Here is a 15,274-nt window from a genome sequence, read left to right on the forward strand (position 1 = left end):
GAGGTCCGATGGCCGATCCGGCCCGCGCCCGCAAGCTCGCGGTGCGCATCCGACAGATCGTCTCCGCAGCGATCGAGACGCAGATCAAGGACCCCCGGCTGGGCATGGTCACCGTCACCGACGCCCGGGTGACCAGTGACCTGCGCGAGGCGACGGTGTTCTACACGGTCTTCGGCGACGCCACCCAGGTCGAGGACTCCGCGAAGGCGCTGGCCTCGGCCACCGGCGTGCTGCGCTCCACGGTCGGCAAGCAGACCGGCATCAAGTTCGTGCCCACGCTGACCTTCGTCGCCGACCACGTCCCGGACACCGCCCGCGAGCTGGACGCGGCGCTGGAGCGGGTCCGGCACGCCGACGCCGAGCTCGCCCGGATCCGGGAGGGCGCCACCTACGCCGGGGAGGCCGACCCGTACCGCCGTCCCACCGAGGACGACGAGGACGAGGACACGGCCGAGCCCGGGACTGCCGATGAGGTCGCCGAGGCCCCGACCCCGACGAGGAGCTCGCTGTGAGTGAGAACGACCCCGACCCGCACCTGCCCGACGAGGGCCAGGGCCGCTCCGTGCTGGGCGGCCGGCCCGAGCCGGACACCGGCGACCCCACCCAGGGCGGCAAGACCGGCGAGATCGGCGACGCGCCGAGCATCGCCAGCGACGAGCCGGACGACGGGACCCAGTTCCCGGTGGGTGGTGGCGACGTCTCCGAGGAGGAGAACGCCCCGCCGGTGGCCGCCCCCGGCCCGGACGCATGACGGTCTCCTTCCCGAAGGGCACCGACCTGACCGGCCCCGCGGCCGCCGTCCTGGCCGAGGCCGCCGACGCCCGGGCCACCGTGGTGATCTCCGGCCACGTGCAGCCCGACGCCGACGCGCTCGGCAGCACGCTGGCCCTCGCCGACGCGCTGCGCCGCCGCGGGGCCCGGGTGCTGGCCACCTTCCCGGCCCCGTTCGTCCTGCCGGCGTCCCTGGCCTGGCTGCCCGGCGCCGAGGGCCTGGTGCCCTCCGACGCCGTCCCCGGCTCGCCGGACGTGTTCGTCAGCCTGGACGCCGCCTCCCCGGGCCGGCTGGGCGAGCTGGCCCCGCTGCTCGAGCGGGCGACGACCTCCGTGGTGGTCGACCACCACGCGAGCAACCCCGGCTTCGGGGACGTCCGGGTGATCGACCCCGGCGCGCCGGCGACCGTCGCCCTGGTCGCCGACCTGCTCGACGGGCTGGGGGTGACGCTCGACGAGCGCCTGGCCACCTGCCTGTACGCGGGGCTGGCTGCCGACACCGGGTCCTTCCGGTTCGGCAACACCCGTCCCGACACCCACGACCTCGCCGCCCGGCTCCTGGCGACCGGCATCGACCACGCGCTGGTCAGTCAGCGGCTGTTCGACACCGCGCCGTTCGGCTGGCTCGGCCTGCTCTCGGTGGTCACCGGCCGCGCGGTGCTCGAGCCGGAGGTCGGCGCCGGCCTGGTGTGGACCTGGTCGAGCACCGCCGAGGCCGCCGAGCACGGCCTGCCGGGGGAGCAGCTGGAGGCGCTCGTCGACGTCGTCCGCTCCACCGCGGAGGCCGACGTGGCCTGCGTGCTCAAGGGGCAGGACGACGGCTCGTGGTCGGTGTCGCTGCGCTCCCGGGGCGCCACCGACGTCGCCCGCGTGGCGATGGCGCTCGGCGGTGGCGGCCACCGCGCCGCGGCCGGCCTCACCTCGTACGAGGACCGCGAGACGACGATCGCCCGCATCCGGACCCTGCTCCAGGCGAAGTGACCCGTGATCATGGCGCCGTGACCGCGTGTGCCTCCGCGGACGTGGTCCCGACGCCATGATCGCCGCGGACCGGTCGAAGGCTCCCGGTGTCCTCGCTCTGGCGGCGCCGGCGCTGGTCGTGCTGGCCGCGGAGCCGCTGTACCTGCTCGTCGACACCGCGGTCGTGGGCAACCTCGGCACGGTGGCGCTGGGCGGGCTCGCCGTCGGCGGGGGGCTGCTGGCCTGGGCCGCCGCGCTGCTGAACTTCCTCGCCTACGGCACCACCGCCCGCGCCGCCCGGCGGGCCGGCGCGGGGGACCGGACCGGCGCGGTCGGCGAGGGCGTGCAGGCGACCTGGCTGGCGCTGGCCCTCGGCCTGGCGGTGCTGGCGCTGTTCCAGCTGCTGGCCGGCCCGCTGACCCGTGCCCTGGCCGGGAGCGCCGGCCCGGTCGCCGACGCGGGGGAGGCCTGGCTGCGGATCGCCTCCCTCGGCGCGCCGCTGCTGCTGGTGTCGCTCGCGGGCAACGGCTGGCTGCGCGGCGTGCAGGAGCTGCGCCGGCCGATGCACTACGTCCTCGCCGGGAGCCTCCTCAGCCTGGTCCTCTGCCCGCTGCTGGTGCACCCGGTCGGCCTCGGGCTGGCCGGGTCCGCGATCGCCAACGTGGCCGGACAGGCGCTGTCGGCGGCGCTGTTCGTCCGGGCGCTGCTGCGCGAGGGGGTGCCCTGGCGGCCCCGTCCGCGCGCCATCCGCGCGCAGATGGTGATCGGCCGCGACCTGCTGCTGCGTGCCGCCGTCCTGCAGCTCGCCTTCCTCACCGCCACCGGCGTCGTCGCCCGAGCCGGCACCGCGGAGCTGGCCGCACACCAGATCGCCCTGCAGCTGTTCCTCTTCCTCGCCCTGGTGCTCGACGCCTACGCCATCGCCGCCCAGACCCTCGTCGGCCAGGCCCTCGGCGCCGGCCGCCCCGACGACGCCCGCGCCACCGCCCGCCGCGTGACTCTCTGGGGCCTGGGCACCGGCGTCGTCGTGGGGGTGCTCCTCGTCGCCGTGCGACCGGTCGTGCTGCCGCTGTTCACCGACGACCCCGCGGTGGTCGGGCAGGCCACCGTCGCCTGGCTGTTCCTGGCCGGCATGCAGCCGCTGGCCGGCGTCGTCTTCGCCCTCGACGGCGTGCTCATGGGCGCCGGCGACGTGGGCTACCTGCGCACGGTCACCATCGGGTCGGCCCTCGTCGGCTTCATCCCGCTGTCGCTGCTCGCCGTCCCGCTCGGCTGGGGGCTGGCCGGCGTGTGGACCGGCCTCACCCTGTTCATCGCCCTGCGCCTGGTCGCGGTCCTGGTACGGGTGGCGGGGAACCGGTGGCTGGAGGCGCCTGAGACGGTGACGGCGTGAGCAGACGCAAGGACGCCGACGTCGCACCCGGCCTGCTGCTGGTCGACAAGTCCGCAGGGATGACCTCCCACGACGTCGTCGCCCGTGCCCGGCGGGCGCTGTCGGTCCGCCGGGTGGGGCACGCCGGGACCCTCGACCCGATGGCGACCGGGCTGCTCGTGCTGGGCGTCGGGTCGGCCACCCGGCTGCTCGGCCACGTCGGCGGGCACGACAAGACCTACGAGGCGACGATCCGCCTCGGACAGTCCACCGTCACCGACGACCGCGAGGGCGACGTGCTCACCACGGCGTCGGCGGCGCACCTGGACGACGCCGCGGTCCGCGCCGCCCTGGCCGCGCAGACCGGGCCGCTGCAGCAGGTGCCCTCCTCGGTGAGCGCGGTCAAGGTCGCCGGGCGCCGCTCCTACGACCGGGTGCGTGCCGGCGAGGAGGTGGTCCTCGAGCCGCGCGCGGTCACCGTGCACCGGCTCGACGTCCACCGGGTCGCCCGGCCCACGCCCGACCTGGTCGACGCCGAGGTGACGGTCGTCTGCACCGCCGGCACCTACATCCGCGCGATCGCCCGCGACGCGGGAGCCGCCCTGGGCGTCGGAGGCCACCTCACCGCGCTGCGCCGCACCGCGTCCGGACCCTTCGCCGTTGCTCAGGCGGCCGCGGTGGAGGACGCCGCCGCCGCGCTGGTCGCGGGCCGCGGCCCGGGCGTGCTGCTCCTGACCGAGGCCGCCCGCGCCGTCTTCCCGGAGCGGTCGCTGACCGCCGAGGAGGCCCGGGCGCTCACCTTCGGGCAGCGGGTCGCCGCCTCCGGCACCCCCGGCCTGCACGCCGCGGTGGACGGCGAGGGCCGGCTGGTCGCCCTGGTCGAGGACGCCGGCCCCACCGCCCGCGTCGCCGTGGGCTTCCCGCCGGGCTGAGGCGGCGTCAGCCCGGGGCCCGCGCCGGCGACCTCGCGAGCAGGACCACCCCGGCGAGGGTGAGCGCCCACCCTCCGGCCAGCACGAGGGCCCAGCCCGGCCGGACCCGGTCGCCCAGCAGCACCAGGCCGACCAACCCGGGTGCGACCACCTCCGTGACGGCGAGGACGCCGACGACCGTGTCCACCCGGCCCTGCCGCATCGCCCGAGCGAGAAGCACCGTGCCCGTGGCGCCCAGCACGAGGACGGCGTAGGCCAGCGGCTCGGCGAGCAGGTCCCGCACCGAGCTCCACACCGACGAGGCGACGTGCAGCGCCCGCACGCAGAGGGAGACCGCGCCGAACGCGATCCCCGCGAGGACCGTCATGAGCACCGGCCGGTTCCCGCGCAGCACCACCGGCAGCGCCGCCAGCAGGGCCGCGGTCGTCCCGAGCAGCACCGGCACGGCCGCGGCCGGGAGACGGTCGGCCCGCCCGGGCGCCGCGCTCGCGGCGACGAGCACCAGACCGGTGACCACGGCGATCACCGCGGCCCGTTCCCGCCGCCCCAGCCGGCGCGGGTCCCCGCCGCGGGCGGCCACGGGGGTCACCGCGACCGTCCCGGCGAGCACCGACTGCACGGCGAAGACCGGCAGCACCCGCAGCGCCACGACCGACAGCAGCCAGCCCAGGCCGTCGAGGGCCAGCCCGGCCAGGTAGCGCGGCTGGCGCCACACGGGGGCGCCCGCCCGCGCGCGGTGCGTGCCCGCGGCCTCCAGCAGGGACGCCGCGCTGTTGGCCAGCATCGCCGCGACCGCCGCGAGCAGTGCCAGCGCGGTCATCGCACCCCCTCTGTGGCAGCCTCGGCCCATGGCCGGAGCCATCCCACCGCACCCGCAGCTCGACGAGCGGCTCGCGGCCCTCGACGCGCTGCTCCGGCCGCTGCCCGGCGTCGTCGTGGCCTTCTCCGGCGGCGTCGACTCCGGGACGCTGCTGGCCGCCGCGGTGCGGGCGCTCGGGCCGGCGCGGGTGGTCGCCGCGACCGCCGTCTCACCGAGCCTGCCCGCCGCCGAGCGGGAGGGGGCGGTCGCGTTCGCGGCCTCCCTCGGCGTGCGGCACGAGCTGCCCCGCACCGACGAGCTGACGCGGGAGGGCTACCGCGCCAACGGCGGGGACCGCTGCGCCTTCTGCAAGACCGAGCTGGTCGACGTCCTCGTGCCGCTGGCCGCCCGGCTGGGCGTGGCCGACGTGGTCACCGGCACCAACGCCGACGACCTGCGGGCGGGCTTCCGCCCCGGCATCCGGGCGGCGGCCGAGCGGGGCGCCTGGACGCCGCTGGCCCGGGCCGGCCTCACCAAGGACGACGTCCGCGCGGCGGCCCGGCGCTGGGGGCTGTCCCTGGCCGACAAGCCCGCGGCGGCGTGCCTCGCCAGCCGGATCGCCTACGGCGTGCCGGTGTCGGCCGAGGGGCTGGCCCGCGTGGAGTCGGCCGAGACGGCACTGCGGGCCGCGCTGGCCGCCGCCGGTGTCGCGGTGCGCGACCTGCGGGTGCGCGACCTGGGGGAGGACGTGGCGCGGGTGGAGGTCGACGCCGACGCCGTCCCCTCGCTCACCGCCCGGCCGGACGTGCTCGCCGCGGTGACCGGGTTCGACCGGGTGGAGATCGACCCCCGCGGGTTCCGGTCCGGGTCGATGAACGAGCTGCTGCCCGACCCCGTCCGCTACCGCTGAGCCGACCGGACGATCCGCGCGGCGGCCACCCCGGCGCCGAAGCCGTTGTCGATGTTGACCACCAGCACGCCCGGCGCGCAGGCGGTGAGCATGGTCAGCAGGGCGGCCAGCCCCTCGAAGGCCGCGCCGTAGCCCACCGACGTCGGCACCGCCACCACCAGCCGGTCGGTCAGCCCCGCGACGACGCTGGGCAGCGCGCCGTCCATGCCGGCGACGACGACCACCGCGTCGGCCGCGGCGACGTCCGGGGCCACGGCCAGCACCCGGTGCACGCCGGCCACGCCGACGTCGTCGACGCGGCGGCAGCCCACCCCGCACGCGGCCAGGGTCGCGGCCACCTCGGCGGCCACCGGCCCGTCCGACGTGCCGGCGGTGAGCACGAGGACCTGCCCGACCGGGGGCGGCAGCTCCCCGACGACGACGGTGCGCGCCTCGGGATCGACGGCGGCGTCGGGCCACCGGTCCCGCACGGCGCGGACCGTGGCGTCGTCCACCCGGGTCGCCCACGCCATGGCCGCGCCCCCGTCGAGCAGGGCGGCCAGGCAGGCCACCGTCTGCTGCGGTGTCTTGCCGGCGGCGTAGACGACCTCGGGGGTCCCGGTCCGGGCGGCGCGGTCGAGGTCGAGCCGGGCGAAGCCCAGGTCGGCGGTGCGGTGCTGGTCCACGCGGCCAGCATGGGGGATTGACGGTTCGCCGCGCCGGGAAGGGGGAGCGCATGAGCGTCGTGAAGATCAACGCGATCAGCGTGCCCAAGGACAAGCAGGAGCGCTTCGAGGAGCGCTTCCGCGGCCGGGCCGGAGCCGTCGAGGACACCCCCGGCTTCGAGTGGTTCGAGCTGCTGCGGCCGCAGGAGGGCACCGACCAGTACCTGGTCTACACGCGGTGGAGCAGCGAGGAGGCCTACCGGGAGTGGGAGTCCGGGCAGGACTTCGCCCGCGCGCACTCCGGGGGCGGCTCGGACCTGGCCCCGGCCGCAGCCGACTCCTCGCACCTGTGGAGCTACGAGGTCATCGAGTCGGCCGGACCCAAGGCGGGCCAGGCCTGAGCGCGGCGGGGCCGGGGACGTCGTCGTCGGCCCCCCCGCGGCGCGGGGCTAGGGTGAGCGGGCGGGTCCGGCGGCCGCCGGACCCCTCTGTGTCCCTGCACGCCGCAAGGTGGGAGCCATGACCGACACGCTCGCCGACAGCCGTACCTCCTCCCGCATGTTCACCGACGGCGTGCCGGTGGTCGTGGAGGACGTGCGGCGGCGCCCGGCGGCCGAGCGCGCGGAGCTCCTGGCCGAGCCCGGCTTCGGCCGGTACTTCACCGACTCGATGTTCGTCGCCCGCTGGCGTGCGGGGCAGGGCTGGTACGACGCCCGGCTCACCGCCTACGCGCCGCTGCAGGTGGACCCGGCCACGGCCGCGCTGCACTACGCCCAGTCGATCTTCGAGGGGCTCAAGGCCTACGCCCAGCCCGACGGCAGCGTCGCCACGTTCCGCCCCGAGGCCAACGCCGCCCGGTTCGTCCGGGGCGCCAAGCGGCTGGCCATGCCGCCGGTGCCGGAGGAGGCCTTCCTCGCCGCCGTCGACGCGCTCGTCGACGCCGACCGCGACTGGGTTCCCACCGGGCCGGACCAGACGCTCTACCTGCGCCCGTACCAGCTGGCGACCGAGCCGTTCCTGGGTGTGCGACCGGCGCACGAGTACATGTTCCTGGTGATCGCCAGCCCGGCCGGCGCCTACTTCCCGCGCGGGGTCCACCCCGTGTCGGTCTACCTCTCCGAGGACTACATCCGCGCCGCTCCCGGCGGCACCGGCGACGTCAAGTGCGCCGGCAACTACGCCGCCAGCCTGCTGGCCCAGGAGCAGGCGATCGACGCCGGCTGCGACCAGGTCGTGTGGCTCGACGCGGTGGAGAAGCGCTACGTCGAGGAGATGGGCGGGATGAACCTGTTCTTCGTCCTCGGCGAGGGGGACGACGCCGAGCTGGTCACCCCGGAGCTGACCGGCACGCTGCTGCCTGGCATCACCCGCGACTCGCTGATCACCGTCGCCCGGGAGATGGGGCACCGCGTGAGCGAGCGCCGGTTCAGCGTCGACGAGTGGCGCTCCGGGGTCGCCGACGGCACGGTCACCGAGACCTTCGCCTGCGGCACCGCGGCCGTCATCACGCCGGTCGGCGAGGTGAAGGCCCGCACCGGCGACTTCACCGTCGGCGACGGCAAGCCCGGCCCGGTGACGATGAAGCTGCGCGAGCACCTGCTCGACGTCCAGCACGGCCGGGTGCCCGACACCCACGGCTGGCTGCACCGGGTCGCCTGACCCGTGCTCCGGTGGCGGGGGCTGGAGGCCACCCCGGGTGACCTCGGTCGCACGGTGGTCACCATCGGGATGTACGACGGCGTCCACCGCGGGCACCAGCTGCTGATCGGCACCGCGGTCTCGCGCGCCCGGGACATGGGCCGGCCGTGCCTGCTGGTCACCTTCGACCCCCACCCGTCGGAGGTCGTGCGTCCCGGCTCGCACCCGGCGATCCTCACGTCGATGGACCGCAGGGCCGAGCTCGTGGCCGGCCTCGGCGTGGACGCCATGTGCGTGCTGCCGTTCACCCCGGAGTTCATGCGGCTGTCGCCGGAGTCGTTCACGCACACGGTGCTCGTCGAGCACCTGCACGTCGCCTCGGTGGTCGTGGGGGAGAACTTCACCTACGGCCACCGGGCGGCGGGCACGATCACGACCCTCGCCCAGGAGGGACGGCGGTTCGGCTTCACGGTGGAGGGCGTGCCGCTGGCCAACGTCACGATGTCGCCCGGCGCCGGCGCGGGCAGCGAGGAGATCACCATCTCCTCGACCTACATCCGCGCGTGCGTCGCGGCCGGGGACATGGTCTCGGCGGCCCGCGCGCTGGGGCGCCCGCACCGCGTCGAGGGGGTCGTCGTCCGGGGCGACCGGCGCGGCCGGGACCTGGGCTACCCGACGGCGAACGTGGAGTCCCCGCCCTACACCGCCATCCCCGCCGACGGGGTGTACGCCGGGTCGCTGGTGATCCGGGACCCCCGCAGCGGCGCGACCCTGAGCAGCTCGCCGGCGGCCATCTCGGTCGGTACCAACCCGACCTTCCAGGGCACCCGCCGCACCGTCGAGGCCTACCTGCTCGACTTCGAGGGCGACCTCTACGGCGAGCACGTCGGCGTGGAGTTCGTCCAGCGGCTCCGGCCGATGATGGCGTTCGCCGACGTCGGCGAGCTGATCGCGGCCATGGACCGCGACGTCGCCCGCACCCGGGAGGTCCTGGGGCTATGACATCGCGGTCCTCCGGACCGCACCGCGGCCAGGTGCCGTCCCCGGCCGCCGCTGAGCCCACCCGGCCCCTCGTCGGGGACCCTTCGGGCCCCGCTCCTCACGGCCACCGCGGCCACGGGCCGTCCCCGGCCGCCGCTGAGCCCGCTCCTCACGGCCACCGCGGCCAGGTGCCGTCCGGTGCACCCACGGTCACCGAGAATTCCTCGCTGGTAGCCTGGATCCGACGTCGGTAGCTCCGACGTGTGTGTTCGCTGCCCCCGTGACCCAGACCGGGGGCCACACGTGACCTGCCCAGGAGGCCGTCCATGGCGCTCGACAGCGCGACGAAGCAGCAGATCATGACCGAGTACGCGACGGTCGAGAAGGACACGGGCTCGCCCGAGGTGCAGGTCGCGATGCTGACCCGCCGGATCAGCGACCTGACCGAGCACCTCAAGCAGCACAAGCACGACCACCACAGCCGGCGGGGCCTGCTCCTGCTGGTCGGTCGTCGTCGCCGGCTGCTGAACTACCTGGCGAAGACCGACATCAACCGCTACCGCTCGTTGATCGAGCGCCTCGGTCTGCGCCGCTGACCCCAGAGGGGACCGTCCCACCGGGACGGTCCCCTCTCTCGTGGGGCATCCGCCCCTCGAGAACCCGGCCTCCTGCGCCGGCCACTGGCGATGGTCGGTCCTCGGTAGTGGCCCCCGGGCATGGCCCTCCTCTCGGAGGGGAACGTCTCCCGTGGGCTTCGATCGAAGACCGGTCACCCGGGCGCAGTTCGGCGCAGGACGCCACAAGAGGACGTCGCCGCATGCGACGTAGGAAGAGGACGCAGTGTCCGCACCCACCAACCAGTACAGCAGCACCGCTGCAGAGTTCGACCCCGAGGACGGGGTCACCACCGCCACCGCGGTCATCGACAACGGGACCTACGGCACCCGCAGCATCACCTTCGAGACCGGCCGGCTGGCCAAGCAGGCCGCCGGCTCGGTCGTCGTCAGCATGGGCGACACCATGCTGCTGTCGGCCACCACGGCCAGCCGCCAGCCCAAGGAGCACTTCGACTTCTTCCCGCTGACGGTCGACGTCGAGGAGCGCATGTACGCCGCCGGGCGCATCCCCGGCTCGTTCTTCCGCCGCGAGGGGCGTCCGTCCGAGGACGCCATCCTCACCTGCCGGCTGATCGACCGCCCGCTGCGCCCGACCTTCGCCAAGGGCCTGCGCAACGAGGTCCAGGTCGTCATCACGGTCCTGTCGCTGGACCCCGACCACCTCTACGACGTGCTGGCGATCAACGGCGCCTCGGCCTCGACCCAGCTGTCGGGCCTGCCGTTCTCCGGCCCGGTCGGCGGCACCCGCGTGGCCCTGATCAACGGCCAGTGGGTCGCCTTCCCGACCCACGCGCAGCTCGAGGACGCCGTCTTCGACATGGTCGTGGCAGGCCGGGTGCTCCCGGACGGCGACGTCGCGATCATGATGGTCGAGGCCGAGGCCACCGAGAAGACCATCCAGCTGGTCGTCGGCGGCGCCACGGCCCCGACCGAGGAGGTCGTCGCCCAGGGGCTCGAGGCGGCCAAGCCGTTCATCAAGGCGCTGTGCGAGGCGCAGAGCGCGCTGGCCGAGAAGGCCGCCAAGCCGGTCGCGGAGTTCCCGCGGTTCCTGGACTACCAGGACGACGTCTACGCCGCGGTGGAGTCCGCCGCACTGAGCCGGCTCACCGAGGTCCAGGCGATCCCCGGCAAGGCGGAGCGCAACGACGCCACCGACGCGCTCAAGGACGAGACGGTCGCCTCGCTCGCCGGCCAGTTCGAGGGTCGCGAGAAGGAGATCTCCGCGGCCTTCCGCGCGGTGACCAAGAAGGTCGTCCGCCAGCGCATCCTGCGCGACAAGGTCCGCATCGACGGCCGCGGCGTCACCGACATCCGGCCGCTGTCGGCCGAGGTCGAGGTCGTCCCGCGCGTGCACGGCTCGGCGCTGTTCGAGCGCGGCGAGACCCAGATCCTGGGCATCACCACGCTGAACATGCTCCGCATGGAGCAGCAGCTGGACACGCTGTCGCCCGAGACGCGCAAGCGCTACATGCACAACTACAACTTCCCGCCGTACTCGACCGGCGAGACCGGTCGCGTGGGCTCGCCCAAGCGCCGGGAGATCGGCCACGGTGCGCTCGCCGAGCGGGCGCTCCTGCCCGTGCTGCCCGACCGCGAGGAGTTCCCCTACGCGATCCGGCAGGTGTCCGAGGCGCTGGGCTCCAACGGCTCGACGTCCATGGGCTCGGTCTGCGCGTCCACCCTGGCGCTGCTCAACGCCGGTGTGCCGCTGCGCGCCCCGGTTGCCGGCATCGCGATGGGCCTGGTCTCCGACGAGGTCGACGGCAAGACCGAGTACGTGGCGCTGACCGACATCCTCGGTGCCGAGGACGCCTTCGGTGACATGGACTTCAAGGTCGCCGGCACCCGGGACTTCGTCACCGCGCTGCAGCTGGACACCAAGCTCGACGGCATCCCGTCCGACGTGCTGGCCCAGGCCCTGACCCAGGCCCGCGCGGCCCGGCTGCACATCCTCGACGTGATGAACGAGGCCATCGACGGCCCCGACGAGATGAGCCCGTACGCCCCGCGCGTGACCACGGTGCGCATCCCGGTCGACAAGATCGGTGCGGTCATCGGCCCGAAGGGGCAGATGATCAACGCGATCCAGGACGAGACCGGCGCCGACATCACCATCGAGGACGACGGCACGATCTACGTCGGCGCCTCCGACGGCCCGTCCGCCCAGGCCGCGGTGGACCGCATCAACGCCATCGCCAACCCGCAGATGCCCAAGGTCGGCGAGCGCTTCCTCGGCACGGTCGTCAAGACCACGCCCTTCGGCGCCTTCGTCTCCCTGCTGCCGGGCAAGGACGGCCTGGTCCACATCAGCAAGCTCGGTGGCGGCAAGCGGATCGGCAAGGTCGAGGACGTCGTGAACGTCGGCGACAAGCTGCAGGTCGAGATCACCGACATCGACGCCCGCGGCAAGATCAGCCTGGTGCCGGTCGCCGCTGAGGGCGAGGGCTCCGGCGACACCGCGCCCGCGGACGTCGCCGAGGCCGTGACGCCCGCGGAGGCGTGACGACGAGCACCGAGCAGGCCGGGACCGGGGCCGGGACGGGCGCACAGACGCCCGTCCCGGCCCCGGCCGGTGCGGGGGAGACCGTCGTCCTCGACGTCGACGAGTTCGGCGGCCGGGTGGAGCGCACCGAGCTGCCGGGCGGCCTGCGGGTCCTCACCGAGGTCATGCCCGGGGTGCTGTCGGCCACGGTCGGCATCTGGGTCGGCGTCGGCTCGCGGGACGAGACCGACGACGTCGCCGGCGCCTCGCACTTCCTCGAGCACCTGCTCTTCAAGGGCACGGCCAGCCGCAGCGCGCTGGAGATCGCGACGGCGATGGACGCCGTCGGCGGTGAGATGAACGCGTTCACCGCCAAGGAGCACACCTGCTACTACGCGAACGTGCTCGCCAGCGACCTCCCGCTGGCGGTCACGCTGCTCGGCGACCTGGTGACCGACGCGCTCAACACGGCGGCGGACCTGGAGTCCGAGCGCACGGTGGTGCTCGAGGAGATCGCCATGCGCGACGACGAGCCCTCCGACGCGGTGCACGACCTGTTCGCCGAGACGCTGTTCGGGGGCACCGCCCTGGGCCGCTCGGTGCTGGGCACGGTCGAGTCGATCGAGGCCCTCACCCGGGACGACGTCGACGGGTGGTACCGGCGGCGCTACGCCGTGCCCTCGATCGTCGTCGCCGCCGCCGGCCGGGTCGACCACCAGCAGGTGCTGGACCTGGTGACCACCGCCTTCGGGTCCCGGCTCGCCGGTCCCGACCGGCCGGCCCCCCTGCGGCGCGGGGACGAGGGCGCCGGCACGCATCCGGCGCGCCCGACAGGCCTGATCCGGCGGAAGACCGAGCAGACCCACCTGCTGCTGGGCTCGGTGGGCCTCGGCCGGCTCGACGACCGGCGCTACGCGGCCGCGGTCATGGAGACCGCCGTCGGCGGCGGGATGAGCTCACGGCTGTTCCAGGAGATCCGCGAGAAGCGGGGGCTGGTCTACAGCGTCGGCTCGTCGCTGACGCACTACGCGGGGACGGGGTCGTTCTCGGTCTACGCCGGCTGCTCACCCAAGCGGGTGCCCGAGGTGCTGCGCCTGGTCCGCGAGGAGCTCGCCCGGGTCGCGGCCGAGGGGCTCACGGCCGAGGAGGTCGCCCGCGGCCGCGGCCAGCTCAAGGGCGGGCTGGTCCTCGGTCTCGAGGACACCGGCTCCCGGATGAGCCGGCTCGGCAAGAGCGAGCTGTCCTACGGGGAGTACCTGCCGGTGCGAGAGGTGCTCGCCCGGCTGGACGCCGTCGACGAGGCCCAGGTACGGGACGTGGCCGCGGAGCTGCTGTCCCGGGACACCTGCCTGGCGGTGGTCGGCCCGTACCGCCCGGCCGACCTCGACCGGCTCTGATGCGCCCTCCGCACCCCGCGCTCGCCGTCCACGGCGCGCTGTCCCGCGGTGCCTTCGCGATCACCGTCCTGGTGTCGCTGGCCGTGCTCTTCGCCCCCGGGGACGACGTGCCGCTGGCGCCACCCGGGGTCGACAAGCTGGTGCACCTGGTCCTGTTCGCCGTCCTCGCGCTGACCGGGAGGTGGGCCGGCGTGCGGGCCGGCGCCCTCACGGTGCTGCTGCTGGTCTACGCGGCGGTCAGCGAGGTCGTCCAGGGCCTCACCCCGCTGGACCGGTCGGCGTCGGTAGCCGACTGGCTGGCCGACGCGGTCGGTGTGCTGGCCGGCGTGCTCCTCTGGGCGCGCGTGCAACGGCGCTCCGGCCCCTGACCTGGGGGCTGCCTTGCGTCCGGGGACGGCGCCGGGAAACCTGACCCGGTGACCACCATCGACCCCGCCCCCGACCAGCAGATCTCGCCCGCTCCGGAGGGGGAGGCCCCACGCCTGGCCGTCGGCGTCCTGGGCGCCCGCGGCCGCATGGGCACCGAGGTGGTCAAGGCGGTCAACGCCGCCGAGGACCTCGAGCTGGTCGCCATGGTCGACTCCGGCGACTGGCTGTTCGACCTGGCGAACACGGGCGCCCAGGTCGCGGTCGACTTCACCCGCCCGGACGTCGTCATGGACAACATCCGGTTCTGCATCGACAACAACATCCACTGCGTCGTCGGCACGACCGGCTTCGACGAGGCCCGGCTGGCCACCGTCGCCGAGTGGCTGGAGCCCAAGCCCGGCCTCGGTGTGGTCATCGCACCGAACTTCGGCATCGGCGCCGTGCTGCTCATGCGCTTCGCCCAGGAGGCCGCGCGCTTCTTCCCGTCGGTGGAGGTCGTCGAGTTGCACCACCCGAACAAGGTCGACGCTCCCTCGGGCACCGCCGTCCGCACCGCGCGCCTGGTCGCCGCCGCCCGGCGCGCGGCGGGCCTGCCCTCGGCGCCGGACGCCACCACCGACTCGCTGCCCGGCGCCCGAGGCGCCGACGTGGAGGGCGTGCCCGTCCACGCCGTGCGCCTGACCGGTCTGGTCGCGCACCAGGAGGTGCTCATGGGGGCGGCGGGGGAGACCCTGACCCTGCGCCACGACTCCTACGACCGTGCCTCCTTCATGCCCGGGGTGCTCCTCGCTGTCCGAGAGGTCGGCCGGCGTCCCGGTCTCACCGTCGGGATCGAGGGCTTCCTGGGGCTCTGAGCGCCCCTCGGCGGGCGGTCGTGGGACTGATGTGGCGTCACGGAGAGTGACCTGCCTCGCATTCCGCGTTCGGCGCCGAGCCGCTGACCTGGGCTTTTCCCGTCGACGGAGTGCTCCGGGGGGCTCCAAGGGCCTCCGGAGCGCCACCCCGGTTTGACGCGGCCCTCGGCGCCGCGTAACTTTCTTTCTGCGCCGAGCGAGACCGGGTCTGAGACCCGGGAGCCGCCGGTCAGACCCCCGGGTGTGACAGCGAGCCGTGCACGGCGTAACGTGGGACAAGCCGCCAGGGACGAAGCCCGGAAGGGTCGAGTCGCTGCGCGTCCGCTCCTTGAGAACTCAACAGCGTGCCGAAAGTCAGTGCCAAGTAACAACCCCTTTGTGGGTTTCTTTGGGTTGATGGATATCGAGAGTGCCAACTCTTGGTTCTCGCCCGGATGCAAATTCATCTACGGAGAGTTTGATCCTGGCTCAGGACGAACGCTGGCGGCGTGCTTAACACATGCAAGTCGAACGGTGAACCTTCTTCGGGAGGGGATCAGTGGCGAACG

Annotated in this window: 16 protein-coding genes and 1 rRNA gene; 15 read left to right on the forward strand and 2 right to left on the reverse strand. The window is 74.5% G+C overall.

The window, feature by feature from the left end:
• Positions 1-8: 8 nt before the first annotated feature.
• The 5 genes from rbfA to truB are packed head-to-tail and all read left to right on the forward strand — an operon-like array spanning position 9 to position 4,035.
• Positions 9-512, forward strand: coding sequence for a 30S ribosome-binding factor RbfA (rbfA, locus tag ACI79D_RS23015; RefSeq protein WP_456920846.1), 504 nt, complete (start codon positions 9-11; stop codon positions 510-512).
• A complete protein-coding gene (locus ACI79D_RS23020; protein WP_456920847.1) occupies positions 509-751 on the forward strand; it encodes a hypothetical protein in 243 nt (80 codons plus the stop codon). The genes rbfA and ACI79D_RS23020 overlap by 4 nt, the downstream gene beginning before the upstream one ends.
• Complete coding sequence (locus tag ACI79D_RS23025; RefSeq protein WP_456920848.1) at positions 748-1,752, forward strand: DHH family phosphoesterase; 1,005 nt, start codon at positions 748-750, stop codon at positions 1,750-1,752. Before ACI79D_RS23020 ends, ACI79D_RS23025 begins: the two co-directional genes overlap by 4 nt.
• 55 nt (positions 1,753-1,807) lie before the next feature.
• On the forward strand, positions 1,808-3,124 hold the full coding sequence (locus ACI79D_RS23030; protein ID WP_456920849.1) for an MATE family efflux transporter: 1,317 nt from the start codon (positions 1,808-1,810) through the stop codon (positions 3,122-3,124).
• Positions 3,121-4,035 (forward strand): tRNA pseudouridine(55) synthase TruB, encoded by a 915-nt coding sequence (gene truB, locus ACI79D_RS23035; RefSeq protein WP_456920850.1) that lies wholly within the window; start codon positions 3,121-3,123, stop codon positions 4,033-4,035. The genes ACI79D_RS23030 and truB overlap by 4 nt, the downstream gene beginning before the upstream one ends.
• Before the next feature lie 7 nt (positions 4,036-4,042).
• Here the strand turns inward: truB and ACI79D_RS23040 are convergent, their stop codons facing one another.
• Entirely contained in the window at positions 4,043-4,855 is an 813-nt protein-coding gene (locus ACI79D_RS23040) for a hypothetical protein (protein ID WP_456920851.1), read from the reverse strand.
• A 28-nt stretch (positions 4,856-4,883) separates the two neighbouring features.
• On the opposite strand from ACI79D_RS23040, the gene larE reads away from it, so the two are divergent.
• Positions 4,884-5,744, forward strand: a complete 861-nt coding sequence (larE, locus tag ACI79D_RS23045) for an ATP-dependent sacrificial sulfur transferase LarE (protein WP_456920852.1) — start codon at positions 4,884-4,886, stop codon at positions 5,742-5,744.
• Here the strand turns inward: larE and larB are convergent.
• Positions 5,735-6,409 carry a nickel pincer cofactor biosynthesis protein LarB gene (larB, locus tag ACI79D_RS23050; protein WP_456920853.1) on the reverse strand — a complete coding sequence of 225 codons (675 nt, stop codon included), beginning with the start codon at positions 6,407-6,409 and terminating at the stop codon, positions 5,735-5,737. The two genes, larE and larB, sit on opposite strands and share 10 nt — an antisense overlap.
• Positions 6,410-6,459: 50 nt before the next feature.
• Here larB and ACI79D_RS23055 point away from each other — a divergent pair, with 50 nt between their 5' ends.
• From ACI79D_RS23055 to ACI79D_RS23095, 9 genes are all read left to right on the forward strand, one after another.
• The gene (locus tag ACI79D_RS23055) at positions 6,460-6,789 is read left to right on the forward strand and encodes an antibiotic biosynthesis monooxygenase family protein (RefSeq protein ID WP_456920854.1); all 330 of its coding nucleotides are present in this window, start codon (positions 6,460-6,462) and stop codon (positions 6,787-6,789) included.
• A gap of 118 nt (positions 6,790-6,907) precedes the next feature.
• Positions 6,908-8,047, forward strand: coding sequence for a branched-chain amino acid aminotransferase (locus ACI79D_RS23060; RefSeq protein WP_456920855.1), 1,140 nt, complete (start codon positions 6,908-6,910; stop codon positions 8,045-8,047).
• Between the two features lie 3 nt (positions 8,048-8,050).
• Positions 8,051-9,028, forward strand: a complete 978-nt coding sequence (locus tag ACI79D_RS23065; protein ID WP_456920856.1) for a bifunctional riboflavin kinase/FAD synthetase — start codon at positions 8,051-8,053, stop codon at positions 9,026-9,028.
• A 305-nt stretch (positions 9,029-9,333) separates the two neighbouring features.
• A complete protein-coding gene (gene rpsO / locus ACI79D_RS23070; protein WP_072920360.1) occupies positions 9,334-9,603 on the forward strand; it encodes a 30S ribosomal protein S15 in 270 nt (89 codons plus the stop codon).
• Positions 9,604-9,847: 244 nt separating this feature from the next.
• Entirely contained in the window at positions 9,848-12,127 is a 2,280-nt protein-coding gene (locus tag ACI79D_RS23075; RefSeq protein WP_456920857.1) for a polyribonucleotide nucleotidyltransferase, read from the forward strand.
• A complete protein-coding gene (locus tag ACI79D_RS23080) occupies positions 12,124-13,503 on the forward strand; it encodes a M16 family metallopeptidase (RefSeq protein WP_456920858.1) in 1,380 nt (459 codons plus the stop codon). The genes ACI79D_RS23075 and ACI79D_RS23080 overlap by 4 nt, the downstream gene beginning before the upstream one ends.
• On the forward strand, positions 13,503-13,871 hold the full coding sequence (locus ACI79D_RS23085) for a VanZ family protein (RefSeq protein ID WP_456920859.1): 369 nt from the start codon (positions 13,503-13,505) through the stop codon (positions 13,869-13,871). Before ACI79D_RS23080 ends, ACI79D_RS23085 begins: the two co-directional genes overlap by 1 nt.
• A gap of 48 nt (positions 13,872-13,919) precedes the next feature.
• Positions 13,920-14,726 (forward strand): 4-hydroxy-tetrahydrodipicolinate reductase, encoded by an 807-nt coding sequence (gene dapB, locus ACI79D_RS23090; protein ID WP_456920860.1) that lies wholly within the window; start codon positions 13,920-13,922, stop codon positions 14,724-14,726.
• 445 nt (positions 14,727-15,171) lie between these two features.
• Positions 15,172-15,274, forward strand: a 16S ribosomal RNA gene (locus ACI79D_RS23095); the annotation flags it as partial.

The sequence above is a fragment of the Geodermatophilus sp. SYSU D00708 genome, from assembly GCF_054050115.1.